Genomic DNA, 19,875 nt, shown 5'->3' on the forward strand with positions numbered 1-19,875 from the left:
GGACCCTGTCTTCATGCCCGGGTTGCCGCAGGATCACTCGACCGGGAACCCTCGTTCGAACGCCAAGCGAACCACTCGGTACAACAACGGCTCCTAACAAGTCAAGCCGCGACGGCCAGATCAGTTGATGAGGAGGTGAAGGCGTGATCTTCGTCGACGAGCTGGCCTCGGCCGGCTACCGGGGAGGTGGTAGGACCGACGCCAAGGACGCCACTGTCATCGCCGACCAGGCCCGCATGCGCCGCGACCTCACGGTGCTGCGGCCGGACGACGAGCACGCCGTCGAGCTGCGGATACTCACCGGACGGCGGGCAGACCTGAGCGCCGACCGCACCCGCCGGATCAACCGCCTGCGCGGCCAACTCGCCGGTGTCTTCCCCGCGTTGGAACGATCCCTCGACCTGGACAACCAGGGACCGCTGATCCTGCTGACCGGCTACCAGACCCCCGCCGCGCTGCGGCGCACCGGCCGCACCCGGCTGACGACCTGGCTTTGCAACCGCAAGGTCCGCGGCGCCGAGGCCCTGGCCCAGGCCGCCACGGAGGCGGCCGAGCGCCAGCACACCACCGTCTCCGGGGAGAAGATCGCCGCGCAGGTCGTCCACACTCTGGCCAAGGAGGTGATGGGCCTCAACGAACAGATCGCCGAGATCGACAAGCTCATCGCGGCCCGGTTTCGCGAACACCGACTCGCCGAGGTGATCGCCAGCATGCCCGGCATCGGCCCACTGCTGGGCGCCGAGTTCCTGGCCGCCACCGCCGGCGACATGAGCCGCTACGGCAGCTCGGACCACCTGGCCAGCCTGGCCGGAGTCGCGCCGGTCCCGCGCGACTCCGGCCACGTCAGCGGCAACCTGCACAGGCCCCGCCGCTACCACCGCGGCCTCCAGCGCGTCTTCTACACCTCCGCGCTGATCAGCATCCGCAGCTGCGAGCCGTCCCGCCGCTTCTATGAGCGCAAGCGTGCCGAGGGCAAACGCCACACCCAGGCCGTCCTCGCGCCGGCCCGCCGACGAGTGAACGTCCTGTGGGCCCTGATCCGTGACGGGAAGTGCTGCGAGCACGCACTCCCCGTCACATCGGCCGCTTGACAACATCATTGGGAGGTGGCCGGCCCCTGGTGCGACGAGCCCCCATCCCTGATCTTCGGAGGGTATCCCCGGCTTCAGCCGGGGAGGGAATCCGATCCTGGGATCGGCGGCGCGGAGCGCCGCCGCGTCCCTACGTGGCAGAACGCTCGTGGTGTCTTCTGTCAGTGGTGTGTGGCATGTTGATTGCGGAGGCGGTGGAGGGGGTGGGTCGTGTTGATTCGTGCGTACAAGTTCTTGCTGCGGCCCACTGTGGGCCAGCAGCAGGCACTGACGGAGATGTTGCGGGATCACTGCTCGCTCTACAACGGGGCGTTGCAGGAACGGCGTGATGCCTGGCGGCATGTCTCCGGGACGACGGTCCGCTATGGCGAGCAGTCCGCGCAGCTCAAGGAGATCCGGGCGTTCGACCCGGAGCGTCAGGGCCGCTGGTCCTTCTCCTCCCAGCAGGCCACGCTTCGCCGGCTGGACAAGGCGTTCGCCGCGTTCTTCCGCCGGGTCACGTCCGGCGAGAAACCCGGATACCCGCGCTTTCGCGGCGTGAACCGGTTCGACACGGTGGACTTCCCCAAGGACGGTGACGGCTGCCGCTGGGACTCAACCCCGCAGGACCCGGTGACCCGCGTCCGTTTCCAGGGCGTCGGCCACGTCAGGGTGCACCGGCACCGCCCGGTGGCCGGCACGGTCAAGACGATCTCGGCCAAGCGTGAGGGCAAGCACTGGTACGTCGTCCTGACCGCCGAACAGGCCCGGCCCGAGCCGCTGCCCTCGACCGGATCCGTGGCCGGCATCGACATGGGCATAGCCAGCTTCCTCGCCGACTCCGACGGCGGGTTCGTTCCCAGCCCCCGCCACGGCCGGACAGCCGCCGCGAAGCTGGAGAAGGCGCAGCAGGCTCTCAGTCGGTGCAAGCGCGGGTCGAAGCGCCGCCGCAAGGCCGTGGAGACCGTCGCGCGGCTGCACCGTAAGGTCCGCCGTCAACGGCTCGACCATGCCCACAAGACCGCCCTCGGCCTGGTCCGCGCGCATGATCTGATCGCGCACGAGGACCTCAGGATCCGCAACATGGTCAGGGCCCCCGCGCCAAAGCCTGACCCCGAGCGGCCGGGTGCCTTTCTCCCCAACGGGGCCGCGGCCAAAGCCGGACTCAACCGCTCGATCAACGATGCCGGATGGGGGGTGTTCCTTGCGATCCTGCACGCCAAGGCTGAAAGCGCCGGACGGGAAGTGACCGCTGTGGACCCCCGCAACACCTCCCGGACGTGCCCCGCATGCGGACACGTCTCGGCGGAGAACCGGCCCACCCAGGACACCTTCCACTGCACCGGCTGCGGCCACCGGGCGCACGCCGACACGGTGGGAGCCGTCAACGTTCTCCGGGCCGGGCTGGCCCGTCGCAACGCCCGGAAGGGTTAGCGAGAAGCCCCCGGCATCAGCCGGGGGAGGAGTCACTCTGAGGGAGCTGGCTGGCCCGCCGGGCCTTCCGAGCGGGCCGACCAGGTGCTGCTACGCGCAGGTGGCGAGAGGCCTCGTGCCGCAAGTGCCGGGCCCGGCCGTTCTGCATCAGCCGCAGGTACTCCGACGGCTGCATGTGCTCGCGCCGGCCGCGCAGCGTCTCGGTGCGCCGTCGCGCGTGCTCGTGGGTGAGGATCCGGGACAGCTGATCGCCCGCTTCTTCACCGACTGGGACCTCCTCGCCCCTGGCATCGTCTCCACCCCCGGCCGGCGCCCCGAATCGGACACCCCGCAGGCCGGCGACGCCGACGCGGCCTGCCTGGCCGCCGTTGCCGTCCGCCAGTGACCACCCCTCAGCAGCGGTCTGGCAGGCCGCCGCCCCCGATGGGAAAGTCCGACGGCACGATCCGCACCGGGCCCGCGGCCGGCTGACGGGCCGTTGATCGGGTGTCTACCGCCTTCGGTGACGCTGTTTCCTCCAAGGTTCGTCCACAGGAGGGATGGCATGAACACCGCTCGCGCACAGCGCCCAAGGCCCGCACCGATCGCGGCGAGACTCCTCCCGGCGCTGCTGGTTCTCACACTGGTCGCCGAACTGCTGGCCGTCTTGGCGGCAAAGCCCGCCAAGGCGGCGGTGCGGGAGTTCCGGCCGGCGACATGGAACATGCAGGCCACCGGGAGGCGCTGGAGGGACGTCATACCGCGACTACTGGCGACAGGCGACAACGTGTTGGCCCTTCAGGAGCATCCCGACACGGATCCCGGGGTGGGCAACTGGGACGATCCCAACCAGCGCCCGGACGATTTCTCGCTGCTCGGTCATGACTTCCTGCAGCCGGGAACGGAGACCCGCCCCGGTGCCCCGTGGGATCCCGATGCCGTCGAGGGCCAGGTCCTCAGCCGGTTCCGCTGGGCCATCCCCGACCGCGCGAACCCCCGCACCTACTACGTCGCCCAGACCAACAACGACATGCAGAACCGCGCTCTGGCTTTCGTCACCGAGGAGGAGCCCGAGGCCTACCTCCTCCTGCACCCGCCGGGGAGTGAGCGCCCCGTCCTGGGAGTCCGGTTCCGTGACACCTGGTTCTTCAACGTCCACGCGAACAACGAGCAGGGCGGTCGCAACGACACCGGTCGGATCCTCCAGGCGGTGGCCACGGCGCCGGCCGTGCAGGGCCGGAGCTGGGCGGTGATGGGGGATTTCAACACCCCGCCCGAGACCACCATGCGCCAGGCCCGGGAGCAGATGGGCGGCGCGGCGGGTGACCTGCACCTGGTCCGCACGAACGAGGCCACCCAGGTGCAGGGCCGCGAACTCGACTACATGGTCACCAACGACGAGGCCATGGTCCTGGCCGTCCGGCAGGAGGTCACCGGCTGGATGACCGACGGCACCAGGCGGGATCACGACGCGGTGTTCTTCGCTCCCATGGCCGCGGAGGGCCAGCGCGCTCCGATCCACTCGCTCCAGCACCGGGGCGACAGGCGGCTCGTCGTGCCCGTGTACGAGAACCAGACGTACTCGCGGTTCCAGGAGAATCCCGACAACGAGATGACCATGTCGGGGATGTTCGTGGAGCTCTCGCCGTTCCGCGAGTCGGACGGCCTGCTGTACACGGGGCTGATGGACCTCCACTCGAAACTGTGCCTGTCCGCGACGATCCCGGACGAGACCGGGCCTTCGGACCGTCCGGAACTCGTGCAGACGCGCTGCGCGCAGGGCAAGCCGCCGAAGGAACAGCTCTGGCGGTTCGACGCCAACGGGACCCCGTGGAACGCCACGGACCGCGCCGTGTTCACCGATCACAACAATCCCATCCTCCACCTGGGACCGGAGGGCACCGAGCCGCCCTCCGACCAGTGGCGGCACTGCGCGTGGCAGCTCTACTCCCGCGCGCCGGAGGTGGTGGTGTTCGACGAGGTGTCCTGCAACGTGGACGGCCCGAGCCAGCCGACGCTGATGGCGCTGGAGTCGTCGTCCGGCATCGACGCCGCAGTCTCCCTGGACAGCCGCGGCTTCGGCCTGGCGAGCGTGGAACTGCAGAAGGGCAACCTCACCACGACGATGACCTTCGGCCCGGACCGGCATCAGGAGGCCGAAGCCGGGGCCACGTCGATCGCCTCGGGCCAGATCCCCGGCGGGACTTCCGACGCCTTGACGACGCTGCCCAGCAGCGGGGGGACGGTCCTGGGCTTCACGCTCCCGTCGAGCTCCACCGCACTGCCGAGCTACTGGCGCTTCAAGCCCGTGGACGGCCTGCGCAAGGTGGAGCGGGTGGTGCAGCCACAGCTGGTCGAGGACGCGTTCCTCCCCTTGGCCGGGCCGCAGTTCGCGGCGTTCCGCTCCAAGGTCGACGCGGTGCTCCCGGTGCCCGGTACCCGCGACGAGATGTACATGTTCAGCGGGGACAGCTACCTACGCATGAAGGTCGCCATCGACGGGACGAAGGACCAGGTCGTCAACGGACCTAAGCCCATCCGCGACAACTTCGGCGAACTCGCCGGGAAGGCACCCTCGTTCACCGAGAAAATCGACGCCGCGTTCAGCCTCCCGCGCGATCCGGGTACGGCCTACCTGTTCAAGGGCAACGAGTACGTGAAGCTCGCCCTGGACCCGGGCGGCACCCACGACCGCGTCCTCGAAGGACCGGAGCGGATCTGCGCCGGCTGGCAGGGGCTGTGCGGGACGGTCTTCGACGGTGAGGTGCCGACCAGCACCGCCGCCGCCGAGTTCTCCGTCCTGGCCTCCGACGGCGGGAACGCCCCCGCAGCCGCGGACGCCGGCTCGCCCGTCGACACCGCGCCGGACGACCGCGGCACCAAGCCCGCGTCCAGCGGGGACTGCCGCCCGGACGGCCTCACCCCGGTGGACGGCACCAGCCCGCGCTACTGCGACGTCTACGACGGATCGGGCCGGGAATGGGTCGGCCAGGGCCGCAGCCGCCGGACGGTCGGCTACTTCACCGGCTGGCGCACCGGGGCCGACGGCTCCGCGCCCTACCTGGTGAACAACATCCCCTGGTCCAAGGTCAGTCACGTCAACTACGCGTTCGCGCACGTCGAGAACGACCGGATCTCCGTCGGCGACACCGCCGACCCGAGGAACCCCGCCACCGGGATGACCTGGCCCGGCGTGGACGGGGCCGAGATGGACCCCGCCCTGCCCTACCAGGGCCACTTCAACCTCCTCACCCGCTACAAGCGGCAGCACCCGGCGGTCAAGACGCTGATCTCGGTCGGCGGCTGGGCCGAGTCGTCCGGCTTCTACACCCTGACGACCCGCGCCGACGGCTCGGTGAACCAGCCGGCCATCGACACCTTCGCCGCCTCCGTGGCGGAGTTCCTCGACCAGTACGGCTTCGACGGCGCGGACATCGACTACGAGTACCCCACCGCGCTCCCGCAGGCCGGCAACCCCCAGGACTGGCCGCTCGCCGACGCCCGCCGCAAGGGACTCGGCGCCGGCTACGAGGCGCTGATGAAGACCCTGCGCGGCGCCCTCGACCAGGCGGGTGCCGCCAAGGGCCGCTACTACCTGCTCACCTCCGCGGTGTCCGGCTCCGGCTACCTCGTCCGCGGCCAGGAGGCCCAGGCCGCGCTGAAGTACCAGGACTTCGTCAACGTCATGACCTACGACCTGCACGGATCCTGGAACGACTTCGTCGGCCCGCAGGCCCCCCTCTACGACGACGGCAAGGACGCCGAACTCGCGGCCGCGGGCATCTACGACGACCAGAACCCCGACACCAAGGACTTCCAGAAGCACGGCTACTTCAACACCGACTGGGCGTACCACTACTACCGCGGCGCGCTGCCCCCGTCCCGGATCAACCTCGGCATCCCGTACTACACCCGCGGCTGGCGGGGCGTCACCGGCGGCACCGACGGGCTGTGGGGCAGCTCCACGATGGCCGACCAGCAGGCCTGCCCGCAGGGCACCGGAGGCAAGGGCAACGGCCGCAGTGCTCCCTGCGGCGACGGCGCCATCGGCATCGACAACCTCTGGCACGACGCCGAGAACGGCCGTGAGGTCCCGGCCGGCTCCAATCCGCTCTGGCACGCGAAGAACCTCCAGGACGGCCGCACCCCCGGCTACCTCGCCGCCCACGGACTCGACACCGGCCACGAAGCCGTCCAGCTGCGCGGCAGCTACCAGGAGAAGTACAGCGACGCCCTGCAGGCCTCCTGGCTGTGGAACCCCGAGAAGAAGGTCTACCTCTCCACCGAGGACGACCGCTCCATCCGGGCCAAGGCCGCGTACATCGGCGACCAGGGCATCGGCGGCGCCATGATCTGGGAACTCGCCGGCGACTACACCAAGCGACCCTCCGGCGAGTGGGGCATGGGCTACGACCTCACCACCGTCCTGGACACCGCGCTGCGCCAGGCCGGCCCGGCCAAGGCCGAACGGGCGGACGCCGCACTGCCACAGCAGGTCGTCGACGTGAGCGCCGAACTCGTCGACTACCCCACCGACGTCAAGGACATGTGGCCGGTCCAGCCGAAGCTGCGGATCACCAACAACACCGCCGCCACGCTGCCCACAGGCACCCGGATCTCCTTCGACATCCCCACCTCGACGACCCCGGTGCTCAAGGACGAGGCGTGGAAGGAGCTGACGGACACCGTCCGGCCCGGACGCACCGGCCCCAACGCCGGCGGCCTGAAAGCCGACTTCCACCGGGTCACCCTCACCCTCGGCACCTGCGAGGAACTCCCGCCGGGCAAGGCCCGCGACATCGGCATCAAGTACTACCTGCCGATCACCGGACCGGCCAACTTCACCATCGGCCTCAACGGGACGGAGTACGGCCTGACCCAGGACCACCGCCGCGGCACCACCACCGTCGCGGCCCCGCAAGGCGACGGCGCCCGCTGCCAGGCCGACGCCTGGGACGCCGGACGCACCTTCAATCCGGCGTGGGCGCCGTTCACCCTCTGGCAGACCGGTGACAAGTACAAGATCGAGGACGTCAACAGCGGCAACCTCCTCGACCACCCCGGCGGCTGGAACACCGCCCACCTGGTCGAGAAGCAGGACGGCAACGCCAATCAGCTGTGGACCGTCGCGGCGGAGTGGCCGGACTTCCAGGGCTGGTACCGGATCAAGAGCACCACGGGCGGCCACGAGCAATGCCTCGGCGCCGGCGGTCCGCAGGCATCCCTGACCGTGACCGACTGCGACATGTCCCCGGGCCAGTGGTGGCACCTGTACGACGACAAGGGCAACGCCGTTACCTCGATCAGCCACGGAACGTCGTACGGACTCGGGACCTTCGCCCCCGCCAGCGACTACAGCAAGCCGGACTTCGTCGCCGAGCCACGTAACAGCGGCACCACGCCCGGAACCCCGGTCGTCGCGGGTGATCCGAGCGGCAGCACACGCACGGTCGTCTCGTACGACGGGTACTACTGGAAGGCCAAGTACTGGACCAAGGGCGACATGCCGAACGCGACCGACCCGAAGAGCCCGTGGACCCGCCTGGGGCCCACGGCCTGAGGCTCCACGGACCGAGCCCCACGGCTTGCGCCCATGGAAACCGTCCGCAGGGGCGTGACGCACCGCTGAGGCCAGGACAGTCCGTAACGGAGGGCCATCGGGACCGTGTCCCGATGGCCCTCCCTGCTGTCAGCGACAGGCACCATCACCGCAACCGCCCTCGCCACAGCCGGCCCCGTTCACACACCGGCGCTGGGGCCGGCGACGTCGAGCGACTTCCAGCCAGCGGCCGGGGAAGGGGCGCCGGCCCCGCTCGGGTGCCGGGTGGTTTGTGGGGGCGGCTCGGGGTCATAAGAGGACCAGCGGGCGAGAGCCCGGACGGTGGACATCCCCCCTCACTGTCCGGGCCCGCGCCGCCAGCGGGCCGTCCGTCGCGTACCGCGGCCTCGCCTCCCCCGGCCTTCTGCTCGCGGGCCGAGCCGCTCTCCGTACCACTGCTGCTCCGGATCCAGCAGCGCCCGCGTGACCTCCACCACTTCCGGGAAGATCGCCGCGTCCCGCGCCACCGCCCGCCACCGCCAGAAATCCCCGCTCGCGTCCCCACCCGCCAGGACGTGCAGCCGCGCGGGCCACACCCGCTTCCCCTCCCACTCCAACGCCAGATCCCACCACCGGCACACCACCGCATACGCCACCGAGAACACCTCCCCAGGCCCCATCCCCGCCCGCACCGCCCGCCGAACCACCCCCGCCCACTGCCGCTGCGCCGCCACCGCCTCTGGCAGGCCACGTAGATCCAGGAACTCCAGCGCCTGGTCCGCGTTCGCGTTCAGTAGCCACCGCCCGTGCCACGCACACACCCGATCCCACCGCTGCGCGTACCGAACCACCCGAACTGCGACCCCGGTTCGCCGCGCCGCGCCGCGCACGACCGGCACCCGAACGCCACCGGCCCCACCACCGCACCGCCCACCCGCCACACCGCCCCAGGGCCGCCCCCGCCCGCCCGTGAGAGCAGCTTCTCGTCGTCCAGCCCCCAGGACGGCAGCGCCCGCCCCAGCACCTCCTCGCCGACCCCGTACAACCCGGCCAGCACCTGCCGCCCGGCTGCATCCAGCAGCACCTCGGCATCGGCCCGCGGCGCACCGTTGTCGTGCCGCGGTCGGTGACCGTGCCACTGCCAGGTCGTCAGCAGGTCGGCGTCGTCCAAGCCGTAGCGGACAGCGACCCGGCCAAGGAGCGAGGAAGTCGTCTCCCCAGTTGTCGGTGGCTCGGGTGAAGATCGTCGGTGAAGTTCCCCCCGGCTACTCGACTCTTGTCAGGAACCCGCAGCCGGGTGACGGTACGGCCGTCGCCGGTCATCGCGGCCAGCAGGTGGGCGGCGGGAGTCTGGCCGAGCCGGGAGCCACGGGCTGCCTTGCCATCCATGGCCACCGAGTCCGCACCGCCGGGATCAGCACCAGTCAGACCGGCCAGGCCGCCGGGAAAGACCAGGTTGACGACCCGTCGGATCGTGGCGGCACTCGGCGCGATACGCACCCCCAACGCGCCCGCCACACGAGCGCCCAGCCGGGCCAGGGCCTGCTGCGGGGCATTCGCAGACCACTGGCCGATCGCCGCATACGAGCGCGCGCCGGCGACCACCGCCGAGGCGGCAACCAGCAGCACCGCCACGAACGGGTGACGCACACCGCGTCGCCGACGCGGATCGGGCAGCGCCCGCAGTCGCTCCGCCAGCGAGAGCCCCGCTACATCCTCCAGAGCAGGCAATTTGACGAGACAGACGGTGGCAGACTGACGGCACATCGAAGCTCCAGCGGTTCAAGGCGACTTGGCAAGGTCACCTCGTTCAACTGGAGCTTCGATGCGTATGTGACGGGCCGCCCCGGACCCTCCAGACCGCTCTGGCCTGCGGACTCATGTGATCACCGGGATTTTGAAACGCCCCTGGGGATGGTCCACCGTGATCGGAAGGCGGCTCGCGGGACGAGCGCACGTGCAACGGCTGGTATTACTGGGGCATGCAGGAAGAGACGGCACGCTCCGCGATCGACACGTTCATCTCCGCGTTTAACGCCTCGGACGACAGCTATGTGACTGCCCTGCTCTCCCAGGCCCTGACCTCAGACGTGGTCTTCTGGGGGCCGTTGGGTCGCAGCGAAGGAATCGCGGCGGTCGAGCGGTTCGTGCTGGACATCCGGCGCCACCCGGCGGGGACCGGCACGATGGCGCGCTGCTCAGCGGTGGACATGCCTGACGAGTGGGCCCGATACCAGTGGGTCTTCACCACGCCGGATGGAGGCCCCTGCCTGGCGGGAATGGACGTCGTCCATCTGCGGCGGAGCCTCATCGACCAGGTCATCGTCTTTGCGGGGGAGATCGGGCCGTCCGCCTCCTGAGTCGTCCTACTGTCGCTGTCCTTCTCGTGGACTCGTCCCTTTCGGCACTCCGGGGCTGCGGTTCGCGGTCGGTCGGGCTGCGGCGTTGAGGGGGCGTCCGCCCCAGCGGATGCCCTTCTCGCTGTGGATGCGGGCGCGTTCCTTGCGTTGGGCGGCAGTTACGTCGGGGTGGCGGGCGTTGGCGTTGCGTCAGCGCAGGTAGCGGGCAGTGCCTTGGTTTGCGTGGGGTGGCTGCGGTGGTGGGAGTTGGCCAGGGTGAACTGCCGCAGCGGGCCGAAGTAGACGGCGTGATGACCATCGAGGTCGGCGTCATCACCGGCGTCATCACCGGCGACCTCATGCTGCGCACCACATGGGACGGCCGCCAGGCGCTGTTCGCCGTCCAGTACGACGGCGCCGACGAGTGGTACACCGTGGAGGGATCCCCGGTGCCCGCCCCCACCGTTGCCGAGGCCGAAGCCGCTCACCGGGTGATCGCCGATGCCGTCCGGCGCGGCGGCGCGGCGGCGCGGCCACCGCCGCCGACCTCGGCCGCTGAAGCCCGCCCCGTCCCCTCCCGGGCGGCAGGATGCCCCCTCCGCGCTGGCCTCTCGGGCTCGTCCGGCAGGCCCCGTTCTGTCGCCCGCCGTTCACGGGTGGAGCAGCCCGCCCGAGGCGGGCGGGCGGTGCTTCGAGAGGCGGACGATCAAATTCATTTGGTGGTCCGACCTGGGTAAACAACTATGATCATCGTGAATTTCGAAACAACTGAGAAGGAATCAGAGCTGTGCGGGTGATGGGGAGGGGCACCGTGGCGGCGGCTGCGGGGGCAGCGCTCACGGTGGTTCTGGCAGGCTGTGGCGGGGAGTCCCACAACAGCGGTGCGAGCCGGGTCGAGGACGAGGCGGCGAAGAAGCGGACCGACGCTCGGACCGTGCTGGTGGTCGCGGCTAGGAAGACCGCGGAACAGGCCTCGTACAAGACGGTCCAGACGGGAGAGGGCGGATCCGACAGGTCCGAGATGCTCTTCCAGCAGAAGCCGTACGCCTCGGTCATCATGTCGTGGGGGAAGAAGACCGAGGACAACCCCAGCGGCTTCAACCACATGATCTCCATGGGCGACGCGATCTATGTGAAGTCGGATCATGTCCCGGGCAAGAGCTGGTACCGCATGGACCAGAACGGGGGTGGTGACCCCGGCAACTCGCGGGCGGCGGGGTTCATCAACGAGATCGCGGGCGCGCTCGCCGCGACCGGGTCCACCTCGTGGGTCGGTGAGGAACAGGTGGGCGGCCGACCGGCCGATCACTACCGCGGCACGGTGGTCTTCGACGAGTTGGCCCACTACACCGGGCCCGCCATCAAGGACGATGTACGCGACTACTACGTCCAGTTGGCCAAGCGGCGGGGCGAGACCTCGGCGGTCCTCGACATGTGGGTCGGCAAGGACGACCTCATCCTGAAGTCGCAGGAGGTCACCACCGGCAGCAAGGGCCAGGAGCAGGTCTTCGAGGAGTACTCCGACTTCGGTGCCGTCCCGGCCATCACGGCGCCCCCGGCGGACACCGTCGCCACCTGGGACGAGTTCATCGCCGGCAAGACGAAGCCGTAGCCGAGAGCGCGAGGGCACGGCCTCGTAGGCCGCGCCCTCGTCCCGGCCGCCTCGGGGTTGTAGCGCTGTGCCTGCCGCGCCGTCATCGTGGCTGTCGGGCGAGACGGTGATCGTCGTCCTTGGGCGCCGTCCTGGGGATCTCCCGGTCGTCGCTCTACACCTGGCGGGCCGGCGAGGCCGCCCGTCGGGCCCGCCCGCGCGAGAGGGAATTGCTCGCGGCCGAGATCACCGTGATCCACCTCGCCTCCCGGGGCGCCTACGGCGTCCCGCGCGTGCATGCGGAACTGCGCTGTCAGAGGGGCGTTTGGCGTAAGCGGATTGCCCTTTATACCCTAGTAAGTTCCTCGCCAGGTTGGTGTGGTCTCGTCCGTTATGCGTTCGGTGAGGTTGTCGACTGAGGCGATGTGGATCATGGCTTCGGAGCTGCTCGGCAGGGTCTCGTAGTCGCGGCCAGCCGGCGGCGCAACATGAGCCATCCCAGACTTCGTTCGACTACCCAGCGCCTTTTCACGACGCGGAAGCCGCGGACGTCGGATTTTCTGGCGACGACTTCGACATCGAATCCGAGGCCGGCCCCGTGCTCGATCAAGGCGTTCTCGAAGCCGGTGTCGACCCAGCTCTTGGAGATGCTCGGGTAGGTCTTCTTGGCCTGGTTGAGGAGGTGGATTCCTACGGCATTCTCGGACAGGCTCGCCGCGGTGACGGCCACGGCGAGGACCAGACCGATGGTGTCGGTGAGGATGCCGCGCTTGCGGCCGACGATCTTCTTTGCCGCGCCTGTCCCCTGGCTGCTCAGGGGCACGTTGGTCGAGGTCTTCACGCTCTGGGTGTCGATTACGGACGCGGTCGGCTCGGGCTTGCGCCCTCCTTCACGCGGGCCAGGCCGGTCAGGTCATAGTTGAGTTCCGCGAAGATTCCCTCGTCGCGCCAGGCCGCGTAGTAGGCGTAGACGGTGGAGTGGTTCGGGAAGTCCTGCGGGAAGTACTTCCAGGGGATTCCCGTGCGGTTGACGTAGAGGATCGCGTTGAAGACGTCGCGCAGTTCGACCTGGGCCGATTTCCCAGTGGGCCGACGGTCGAGCCGGGCCTTTCTCCAGGCCGTCAGCTTCGGCTCGACCAGGGCCCATCGGGCGGCCGACGCCTCGCCGACCGCATCGAGGAGGTGGCCGGCCTGCGCTGAGAGCCCTTCGTCGGACCGCGGCCAGACCAAGTGCGGCGGCTGCCGAACAGCCCGTAGCCGGAACCTCATGCTTGAACGGCCCGGGTCGTGAGACCTGCTCGTCGGTCCCCTCCGGTTTGACGGTTTTGCTCGTGTCCTCACGAGGGTGTACGGGATCCACGGAAGGTGGACTCGCTGCCCCGGCGGCCGCTGTTACCCCTGCCACGAGAAGTACAAGGAGCCGCAGGAGGAGGCTGCCACCTCGCCGCCTACTGCATGTACCTGCACCACCTGCGCCGCGGCGAGCTGCGCGACGCCGACAACTGGTTCCACCAGGCCGCCTGCCTGGAAGACGGCACCAGCGCCCCCATCGCCCCCAAACTCCCCAACCTGCCCGGCTATGCGCGCCTGGCCTCTCGCCTGGCCCCGCCCCTGCCCGACCCCGCAGGTCTGCCCCGCCCCGACCGCGTCCTGCGCGAGGCGATCAACGGCCTGCCCCGCGAAGACGAGGCCGGCGGACTCCTGAGCCTGCCCACCAACGCCATCGCCGACCGGCTCCAGGAACTCGCCTCCCACTGACCCACCCACCCTTCCCGCCCGCACCCGAACCAGGGCGGGCGGGCCCACCCCAGACGGGAGACACCCATGCCCACCACCTACGACCCCGCCGCCCTCGCCCTGGCCACCTCGGCCACCGGCTACCTGCTCACCCTCACCGCACTGACATTCACCGCCATCACCGCCCCGAACCCCGCCCGCCGCCGCGAAGCCCGCACCCTCCTCGCCCTGCTGCTCAACCGCAGGCCCTGACCTGGTGCCCGGCGTTTTAATAGGAACATCTGTTCGATTTGCGGTTGGAGGTGCGACCCAGCGCAGTGCCGTTCTCCCGCCCCCAGTCCTGTGACGGTGGACCTTGAGCGTGTGTCATCGGAGTCTGAGCGAGGAGATCGCTGGCTACAGCATCCGTACCTCGGCCTCGGGGAGTTTTCCCCACCAGTGGTGGTAACGGCTGTAGACGGCCGCCTCGCGGTCGCTGAGGAGGGCAGTCAGGGACTGGGCTTCCTCAGCGAGTCCGTCCCAGACGGCGGGTGCCAGAGGCTGAAAGGCCGTGGCCTCGATGCCGCCGCCCGCAGGGCGCCACACGCCGGCGACATGGCCGTCCACCAGCAGAGTGGGCAGGACGTCGCCGTTGCGCCGGATCACCAGAGGGCGGTAGGCCGGGGGTATCACCCGGCTGCGGTCGGCGTAGGCCAGCAGAATGCTGTCCCACATGGCCATGAGCCGGGGAGGAGCGGGGGTTTCGGCGGACGGCCGGGAGGCACCCGGGAGGTCGAACAGCGTTTCGCCGTCCGGCCCCTGGAACTGTTCGACGGCGCCGTCCAGAGCACGGAGCGCCGTGCGGACGTGCGTCCGTTGCACCAGGGCGAATTGCGCCATGTCCGCGACCGACGCAGGTCCGAACCCCGCCAGGTAGCGCAGGATCAGGGCCCGCAGGGCCTGGTGCTCCCCGTCCTCTGGCACGGGACCGGTTCCGGCCGCGACGAAGGACGGCCGGGGGCCGAACGACCACGGCGCATCCGTCGGGGCATGGTGCAGCGGCGCATAAGCCTTCAGCCCCCACCATGCCCCGTCCTTCTTCTCGGCGCCGAGACGCTTCTCGGCCCACGCCTGCATCTCTGCCGAGGTCCGCGGTTGACAGGCGAAGGCCAGCAGCTCCGGCACCAACTCGTCGGCGTCTGCGGGGGTCAGCCCGGCGGCGGCGAAGCGGGAGCCGAGTCGGGAGGCGTACAGCAAGGGCTGCACTGCCGCGCGGAAGACCGGATAGTCCTCGGCATGCACGGCGTGCAGGGTGATCCGCATCAGGGTCGCCTTGACCACCGATCGCCTGGCGAAGGCTGCGTCGAGCTCGGCCGGGGCGAAACCGGTGAGCCGGTTCCACAGGGCAACGTACGGCGAGGCCGGGTGCTGCGCCTGGAGCGCGACCACGCGCCGCATCCCGTCGGGGACGGTCAGCGGCTCGCGTTCCAGCAGCAGTTGACGGCTGAGGGTCGCCCGGTTGAGTTCACGCGCGGTGATCATCACAGCCCAGCATTCTGTCCTGTCTCGAGCCCGCCGGCGCCTCGTGTTCCAAGTTCGGTGACATCGATCCGCGTCCGTCAAGGTTCGATGGCACGCGTTCAAGGTTCGCTGTCATCGGACACCCCCTTCCCGGCCACCCGGACCACCAGGTCGGCGATGCCGAGTGGGCGCCGCGCGCGTTGATGTCCGGGCCCGGCCGGAGCTGGGACGCCGAGCCCCGTCGGCGGTGGGGGCAGATCCGTCTCGGCGGCCGATGGCGGTCCGGCCGGATGGAACGCTGGCGCCTGCACCAGGGCTCCACCACCTGGGTCGCCCTCATCCGCTGGGGCCCCGGCCGGGACGACTGGGGCTGGTACCTCCACCACCCGGACGCCATCCGCCAGGGCCCGGAACCCACCGACCCCCGCGGCCCGGCGAGCTGGTGAACACCGACAACGACAGCGAGGCCGTCGCCACCGACCTCGCCGACGCCCTCGAAGCGTTCGCCGACCACGCCGCCGCACCCGGCACCGCCGCCAGGGACGACGTCTGGGTGACCATCGGCACCCCGTACGGAATCGAACAACGCACCCTCCGCCTCCCCACCGGCGTCACCGACTGGATCACCGACCTCGCCGACGCCCTCGAAGCGTTCGCCGACCACGCCGCCGCACCCGGCACCGCCGCCAGGAACGACGTCTGGGTGACCATCGGCACCCCGTACGGAATCGAACAACGCACCCTCCGCCTCCCCACCGGCGTCACCGACTGGATCACCGAGCTGCTCCGCGACGAGACCCAGGCACTGGAAGTCGGCCACCGCGCAGGCGGTCAGCGAGCGCATGACTGGCTGGCCGGTCCGGGCGTTGTGCCAGATCACTGAGGTCAGCGCGAGGATGTGCTGCAGGACACGGACCATCACCCCGCCCGGGGTGCGGCCCTGGTGGCGTTCGAGGTCGAGCTGGGCCTTGAAGGTCTGGTTGACCGACTCGATGATCTGCCGCAGTGGCTTGAACAGCCCGGCTCCGGCCCGCTCGGGTTCGCCCTTGCGGGCCGGCCGGAGCAGGTGGATGCCCCGTTCGGCGAGCTCGTGTTCGAAGGCGCGGCCGTCGTAGTTCCGGTCACCGATCAGGGCCTGCCCCGGCCGGGAGGCGGCGAGGTCGGGTTCGGCGTGGAGCAGGCCGAGCAGGGTCTGTCGTTCGTCGGTCTTGGCGCCGGTCAGTGCGAAGGCGACGGGCAGGCCGTGCAGGGTGCAGACCAGGTGCAGGCGCAGGCCCCGGAAGTAGCGGGAGTGGCTGGCGCAGTAGCCGTACTCGGCCCAGCCCGCCAGGTCGGAGCGCCTGGCCGTCTCGCGCGAGCGCTCGCATTCCACGGGAGTGGAGTCCCCGACCCACACCGCGTCGGTCCACAGCGTGGTGTCGGTCACCAGGAGCCGGTTGACGTGGGCGATCAGGTCGGCGGCTTTGCGCAGGCGCCGGTTGTAGCCCGACTGCCCCGACAGGTACGGGAACAGGTGCCTCAGGTGAGCGTCGGCGTGGCGGATCCAGTGGCATTCGGAGGTGAAGCCGAGGAGGGCTTGCATCACCGCGAGAGTGACCAGCTCGGCGTCGCTGAGCCGGGGTGCGATCCCGATCTTCGGGCGCCACGGTGCCAGATGCGGCGATTCCTTCAGCAGGTCGTCGGTCTTCACGTAGAGTGCGGTCGCGAGGGAGTCCAGGTCAGGCGTCACAACCGACCTTTGGACTCCCTCGCTTCATGTCATGCGCACCGACGATCCCTTCGCAGAATTCATCTAGAGTCGAGTGCTCGCTGCGCCGAGTCGCAGTGGCGATGAGTCAGGACGACCCGAGCACGGCTGTTGGGGGCGACGATGGACGAGACGGGCAGGCCGCCGCTGCGGGTGGTGATCGCCGACGACCAGGCGAGCGTGCGCGAGGGACTGGTCCTGATGCTGGGACTGCTGGCGGACATCGAGGTGGTCGGTTCGGCGGCCGACGGGCAGCAGGCGCTGGCCCAGGTGCGGCAGCACCGCCCGGACGCCGTCCTGCTCGATCTGCACATGCCCGTGCTGGACGGCACCGAGACCACCCGCCGGCTCGCCGAGGAGTTCCCCGACGTCACAGTGGTCATCCTCACTACCTACGCCGACGACGCCTCGGTCATCGACACCCTGCAAGCGGGTGCGCGCGCCTACATCACCAAGGACGCCGACCGGCTGGACATCGCCCGGACCCTGCACAGCGCCGCGTCCGGGCTGACGGTGCTCGACCCCCGCGTCCAGGCCGCCCTGCTCACCCGGGCGGCCGCCGCCCCGCAGCCGGACCGGCCACGGGAGTTGCCGGACGGGCTGACCGAGCGTGAGGCCGAGATCCTCACCCTGGTGGCCCAGGGCATGACGAACGCGGAGATCGCCCGCACGCTCTTCCTCAGCGGCAACACCGTGAAGACCCACATCAACCGGATCTTCACCAAGACGGGCAGCCGCGACCGGGTCGCAGCCATCCGGTACGCCCAGCGGCACAGCCTCGACGGCCCAGTCTGACGCACCGTCGGGTGAGCGGGCGCGGCAGCCTGCCGGCCCCGGCGGATCGCCGCTAGGCTGCTGCGGTGCTGCGCGCTGTGTCCTGGCTGATCCGGCTCTGTACGTTCGTCGTGGTGGGGGTGCAGGTCCTCGGCCGCCCCGGGCCGGGAAGTGCGTTGCGGGCCGCGTCGGTGGCCGGCTTCGCGGTCTGCGGCGTGCTGGCACTGGGATGGGCCCGGATCGAGCGAGGGCGGGCCCGGGGCGGGCCTGACCGGTCGGCGCTGCTGTGGTGGATGTTCGGCGCGCTGGCGGTCACCTCGGGCGCCCTGAGCGTCTTCCACGATCACGGAACCATGATCGCGCTGGCGGCTCTCACCGTGGTGGAGGCGGGCAGTGAGCCCCGGCTCGCCATCGGCTGGAGCGTGGCGGGCGCCGGGGCGGCTGCGGTGGTGCTGGCCGGGGTGGCCTTCGGTGCCGGGCGGGAGCGGGTGCTGGGCTTCGTCGTGGTGCTGGTAGTCGCCCTGCTGTACGGCGCCAACCGCCGTACCTTCCGGGTCCAGGCGATCCAGGCCCGGCAGCTGCTGGAGCAGAGCGAACTGCTGCGCGCCGAGCGGGAGCACTCGGCAGTGCTGGCCGAACGCACCCGCCTGGCCCGCGAGATTCACGACGTCCTCGCACACTCGCTGGGTGCCCTGTCCGTCCAGGTCCAGGTCGCCAAGGCCCTCGTCGAGACGGGCCAGGACGCCGGACGGGTGAGCGAACTGCTCTCGGGGGCGCAGCGGATGGCCGCCGACGGTCTGGCCGAGACCCGCCGTGCGGTGCACGCGCTGCGCGCGGACGGCGGTCTCGACCTGCCGGAGGAACTCGCGCGCCTTGCCGAAACCCATCAGCGGCGGCACGAGGTCGCCGTGCAGGTGAGGGTCGGCGGAGAGCCGGTGGCCGTGCCGGCGGAGCACGTGCTCTGCCTGGTCCGGGTCGTCCGGGAGGCGTTGGTCAACGCCGCCAAGCACGCGCCGGGACGGGAGGTGGAGCTGACCCTCGATCAGCGGCCGCACGCCCTGACGGTGACGGTCGGCAACCCGCTCGGCCCGGCGGCCGCGCCCGCCGGTGGTCTGTCTACGGTCGACGGCGGCTACGGCCTGACCGGGATGCGTGAGCGGCTGACGCTCCTCCACGGTTCGCTGGATGCGGGGCCGGTGGACGGCCGCTGGGTGGTGACGGCCACCCTGCCGCAGGAGCCTCCCGCTCGGCCGGTCGGTTCCTGAGGTCAGTCGGCCGCACGGGCCGGGGCGGAGAGCAGCAGGACGCTCAGTACCCGCGAGGCCCGCTCGGCGGCCTCCGCCTCGCGGCGGGCCCGGACCCGGGCCGTGTACCGCACGGTGAAGACGGCACCGGCGATCAGGCAGAGCAGCTGGCAGACGGCGCGCGGCAGGGCCCCGGCGCCCGTGGCCTCGCACCAGCCGACCGAGGTGGCGGAGACGGTGAAGCTCACCGCCCACACGCTGGTGACGATCATGTTGGTGCGCAGGAACTGGGGCGTGGACCACAGCTCCTTTGGCGTGCGGGTCCGGGCGATCGGCAGGGTGAACGGTCGCCGCCAGACCAGCGAGCCCCAGGCGACCAGCGCGAGCCAGGCGAACGAGAGCCCGCCGTTGAAGGTGTCGAGGCTGGAGTGCGGTCGGCAGAAGGCGACGGCGGCGAGCGCGGCGAAGTAGAGGACGCCGCTGATCTCCATGATCAGTGCCGCCGCCGGCGTGCCCTTGGCGTGACTGTGCAGGACGGTCCAGGCGGCGACGAGGAAGCCGCTGAGCGCGCCCCACTGCCAGCCCACCTCGGAGAGCAGGGCGAAGACGATCCAGGGAGCCGTGCCACGTACGTACGTCATGACGGATGCGTTCCTCTCCAGGCGGTGGCGGGCGGGTGACGCCCGGTGCTCCACGGCGGTTTCCGGCACTCACGACGGTAGGAATGCAGGCCCCTCGGCGGCGTCTTGCCAGGAGGCGACCGGCGGGGTGACGTCCGACCACCCCGACATCACCCCGTGCGGTGACGCGTCGGGGTCGTGGGCGGCCCTAGGCCGTGTCCTGCCGATCAGTTGAGTCGTTGATACGACTATGGGGAGTAGGGGTGATCTGACTGACGGCCAGTGGGAGCGGCTTCGGCCG

Annotated in this window: 14 protein-coding genes and 5 pseudogenes; 12 read left to right on the forward strand and 7 right to left on the reverse strand. The window is 70.4% G+C overall.

What is annotated here, in order from left to right; genetic code table 11:
• Positions 1 to 176: 176 nt before the first annotated feature.
• From AB0O11_RS36815 to AB0O11_RS36830, 4 genes and pseudogenes are all read left to right on the forward strand, one after another.
• Positions 177 to 1,091: pseudogene (locus tag AB0O11_RS36815) on the forward strand (IS110 family transposase); the annotation flags it as partial.
• Between the two features lie 213 nt (positions 1,092 to 1,304).
• The gene (locus AB0O11_RS36820) at positions 1,305 to 2,504 is read left to right on the forward strand and encodes a transposase (RefSeq protein ID WP_363396222.1); all 1,200 of its coding nucleotides are present in this window, start codon (positions 1,305 to 1,307) and stop codon (positions 2,502 to 2,504) included.
• A gap of 223 nt (positions 2,505 to 2,727) precedes the next feature.
• Positions 2,728 to 2,889: a hypothetical protein gene (locus AB0O11_RS36825; RefSeq protein WP_363396183.1), complete on the forward strand. Its 162-nt coding sequence runs from the start codon at positions 2,728 to 2,730 to the stop codon at positions 2,887 to 2,889.
• 159 nt (positions 2,890 to 3,048) lie between these two features.
• Positions 3,049 to 8,043: a glycosyl hydrolase family 18 protein gene (locus AB0O11_RS36830; protein WP_363396186.1), complete on the forward strand. Its 4,995-nt coding sequence runs from the start codon at positions 3,049 to 3,051 to the stop codon at positions 8,041 to 8,043.
• A 769-nt stretch (positions 8,044 to 8,812) separates the two neighbouring features.
• On the opposite strand, the gene AB0O11_RS36835 is transcribed toward AB0O11_RS36830, so the two are convergent.
• Both AB0O11_RS36835 and AB0O11_RS36840 read right to left on the reverse strand, forming a co-directional pair.
• The gene (locus AB0O11_RS36835) at positions 8,813 to 9,193 is read right to left on the reverse strand and encodes a hypothetical protein (RefSeq protein WP_363396189.1); all 381 of its coding nucleotides are present in this window, start codon (positions 9,191 to 9,193) and stop codon (positions 8,813 to 8,815) included.
• Positions 9,172 to 9,789, reverse strand: a complete 618-nt coding sequence (locus tag AB0O11_RS36840; RefSeq protein WP_363396192.1) for a transposase family protein — start codon at positions 9,787 to 9,789, stop codon at positions 9,172 to 9,174. The genes AB0O11_RS36835 and AB0O11_RS36840 overlap by 22 nt, the downstream gene beginning before the upstream one ends.
• Before the next feature lie 215 nt (positions 9,790 to 10,004).
• Between AB0O11_RS36840 and AB0O11_RS36845 the strand changes: the two genes are divergently transcribed.
• On the forward strand, positions 10,005 to 10,382 hold the full coding sequence (locus tag AB0O11_RS36845) for a nuclear transport factor 2 family protein (RefSeq protein ID WP_363396195.1): 378 nt from the start codon (positions 10,005 to 10,007) through the stop codon (positions 10,380 to 10,382).
• Positions 10,383 to 10,460: 78 nt separating this feature from the next.
• Here AB0O11_RS36845 and AB0O11_RS36850 read toward each other — a convergent pair.
• Positions 10,461 to 10,660: pseudogene (locus tag AB0O11_RS36850) on the reverse strand (IS630 family transposase); the annotation flags it as partial.
• Positions 10,661 to 10,672: 12 nt separating this feature from the next.
• On the opposite strand from AB0O11_RS36850, the gene AB0O11_RS36855 reads away from it, so the two are divergent.
• The 3 genes and pseudogenes from AB0O11_RS36855 to AB0O11_RS36865 form a co-directional block, all read left to right on the forward strand.
• Complete coding sequence (locus AB0O11_RS36855) at positions 10,673 to 11,098, forward strand: hypothetical protein (protein ID WP_363396198.1); 426 nt, start codon at positions 10,673 to 10,675, stop codon at positions 11,096 to 11,098.
• A gap of 74 nt (positions 11,099 to 11,172) precedes the next feature.
• Positions 11,173 to 11,973, forward strand: a complete 801-nt coding sequence (locus AB0O11_RS36860) for a hypothetical protein (protein WP_363396201.1) — start codon at positions 11,173 to 11,175, stop codon at positions 11,971 to 11,973.
• Between the two features lie 209 nt (positions 11,974 to 12,182).
• A pseudogene (locus tag AB0O11_RS36865) lies at positions 12,183 to 12,293 on the forward strand (IS3 family transposase); the annotation flags it as partial.
• A 12-nt stretch (positions 12,294 to 12,305) separates the two neighbouring features.
• Here AB0O11_RS36865 and AB0O11_RS36870 read toward each other — a convergent pair.
• Positions 12,306 to 13,092, reverse strand: a pseudogene (locus tag AB0O11_RS36870) (IS5 family transposase).
• A gap of 315 nt (positions 13,093 to 13,407) precedes the next feature.
• On the opposite strand from AB0O11_RS36870, the gene AB0O11_RS36875 reads away from it, so the two are divergent.
• Together AB0O11_RS36875 and AB0O11_RS36880 are read left to right on the forward strand one after the other, a co-directional pair.
• Positions 13,408 to 13,710, forward strand: a complete 303-nt coding sequence (locus AB0O11_RS36875) for a hypothetical protein (protein WP_363396204.1) — start codon at positions 13,408 to 13,410, stop codon at positions 13,708 to 13,710.
• 66 nt (positions 13,711 to 13,776) lie between these two features.
• Positions 13,777 to 13,941, forward strand: coding sequence for a hypothetical protein (locus AB0O11_RS36880; protein WP_363396207.1), 165 nt, complete (start codon positions 13,777 to 13,779; stop codon positions 13,939 to 13,941).
• Positions 13,942 to 14,085: 144 nt separating this feature from the next.
• On the opposite strand, the gene AB0O11_RS36885 is transcribed toward AB0O11_RS36880, so the two are convergent.
• Together AB0O11_RS36885 and AB0O11_RS36890 are read right to left on the reverse strand one after the other, a co-directional pair.
• Positions 14,086 to 15,213, reverse strand: coding sequence for a winged helix DNA-binding domain-containing protein (locus tag AB0O11_RS36885; protein ID WP_363396210.1), 1,128 nt, complete (start codon positions 15,211 to 15,213; stop codon positions 14,086 to 14,088).
• Between the two features lie 802 nt (positions 15,214 to 16,015).
• Positions 16,016 to 16,918 (reverse strand): annotated as a pseudogene (locus AB0O11_RS36890) (IS982 family transposase); the annotation flags it as partial.
• Positions 16,919 to 17,059: 141 nt separating this feature from the next.
• On the opposite strand from AB0O11_RS36890, the gene AB0O11_RS36895 reads away from it, so the two are divergent.
• A complete protein-coding gene (locus AB0O11_RS36895; protein WP_363396213.1) occupies positions 17,060 to 17,731 on the forward strand; it encodes a response regulator transcription factor in 672 nt (223 codons plus the stop codon).
• A 65-nt stretch (positions 17,732 to 17,796) separates the two neighbouring features.
• The gene (locus AB0O11_RS36900) at positions 17,797 to 18,975 is read left to right on the forward strand and encodes a histidine kinase (protein ID WP_363396216.1); all 1,179 of its coding nucleotides are present in this window, start codon (positions 17,797 to 17,799) and stop codon (positions 18,973 to 18,975) included.
• A 2-nt stretch (positions 18,976 to 18,977) separates the two neighbouring features.
• Here the strand turns inward: AB0O11_RS36900 and AB0O11_RS36905 are convergent, their stop codons facing one another.
• Complete coding sequence (locus AB0O11_RS36905; protein WP_363396219.1) at positions 18,978 to 19,595, reverse strand: hypothetical protein; 618 nt, start codon at positions 19,593 to 19,595, stop codon at positions 18,978 to 18,980.
• Between the last annotated feature and the right edge of the window lie 280 nt (positions 19,596 to 19,875).

The organism is Kitasatospora sp. NPDC093102, assembly GCF_040683915.1.
Lineage (GTDB): Bacteria > Actinomycetota > Actinomycetes > Streptomycetales > Streptomycetaceae > Kitasatospora.

Coding starts and splice junctions, on each gene's coding strand:
- AB0O11_RS36830 (WP_363396186.1), top strand. CDS start 3,049: ATGAACACCGCTCGCGCACAGCGCCCAAGGCCCGCACCGATCGCGGCG.
- AB0O11_RS36840 (WP_363396192.1), bottom strand. CDS start 9,789: ATGTGCCGTCAGTCTGCCACCGTCTGTCTCGTCAAATTGCCTGCTCTG.
- AB0O11_RS36845 (WP_363396195.1), top strand. CDS start 10,005: ATGCAGGAAGAGACGGCACGCTCCGCGATCGACACGTTCATCTCCGCG.
- AB0O11_RS36855 (WP_363396198.1), top strand. CDS start 10,673: ATGACCATCGAGGTCGGCGTCATCACCGGCGTCATCACCGGCGACCTC.
- AB0O11_RS36875 (WP_363396204.1), top strand. CDS start 13,408: ATGTACCTGCACCACCTGCGCCGCGGCGAGCTGCGCGACGCCGACAAC.
- AB0O11_RS36880 (WP_363396207.1), top strand. CDS start 13,777: ATGCCCACCACCTACGACCCCGCCGCCCTCGCCCTGGCCACCTCGGCC.
- AB0O11_RS36895 (WP_363396213.1), top strand. CDS start 17,060: ATGGACGAGACGGGCAGGCCGCCGCTGCGGGTGGTGATCGCCGACGAC.
- AB0O11_RS36905 (WP_363396219.1), bottom strand. CDS start 19,595: ATGACGTACGTACGTGGCACGGCTCCCTGGATCGTCTTCGCCCTGCTC.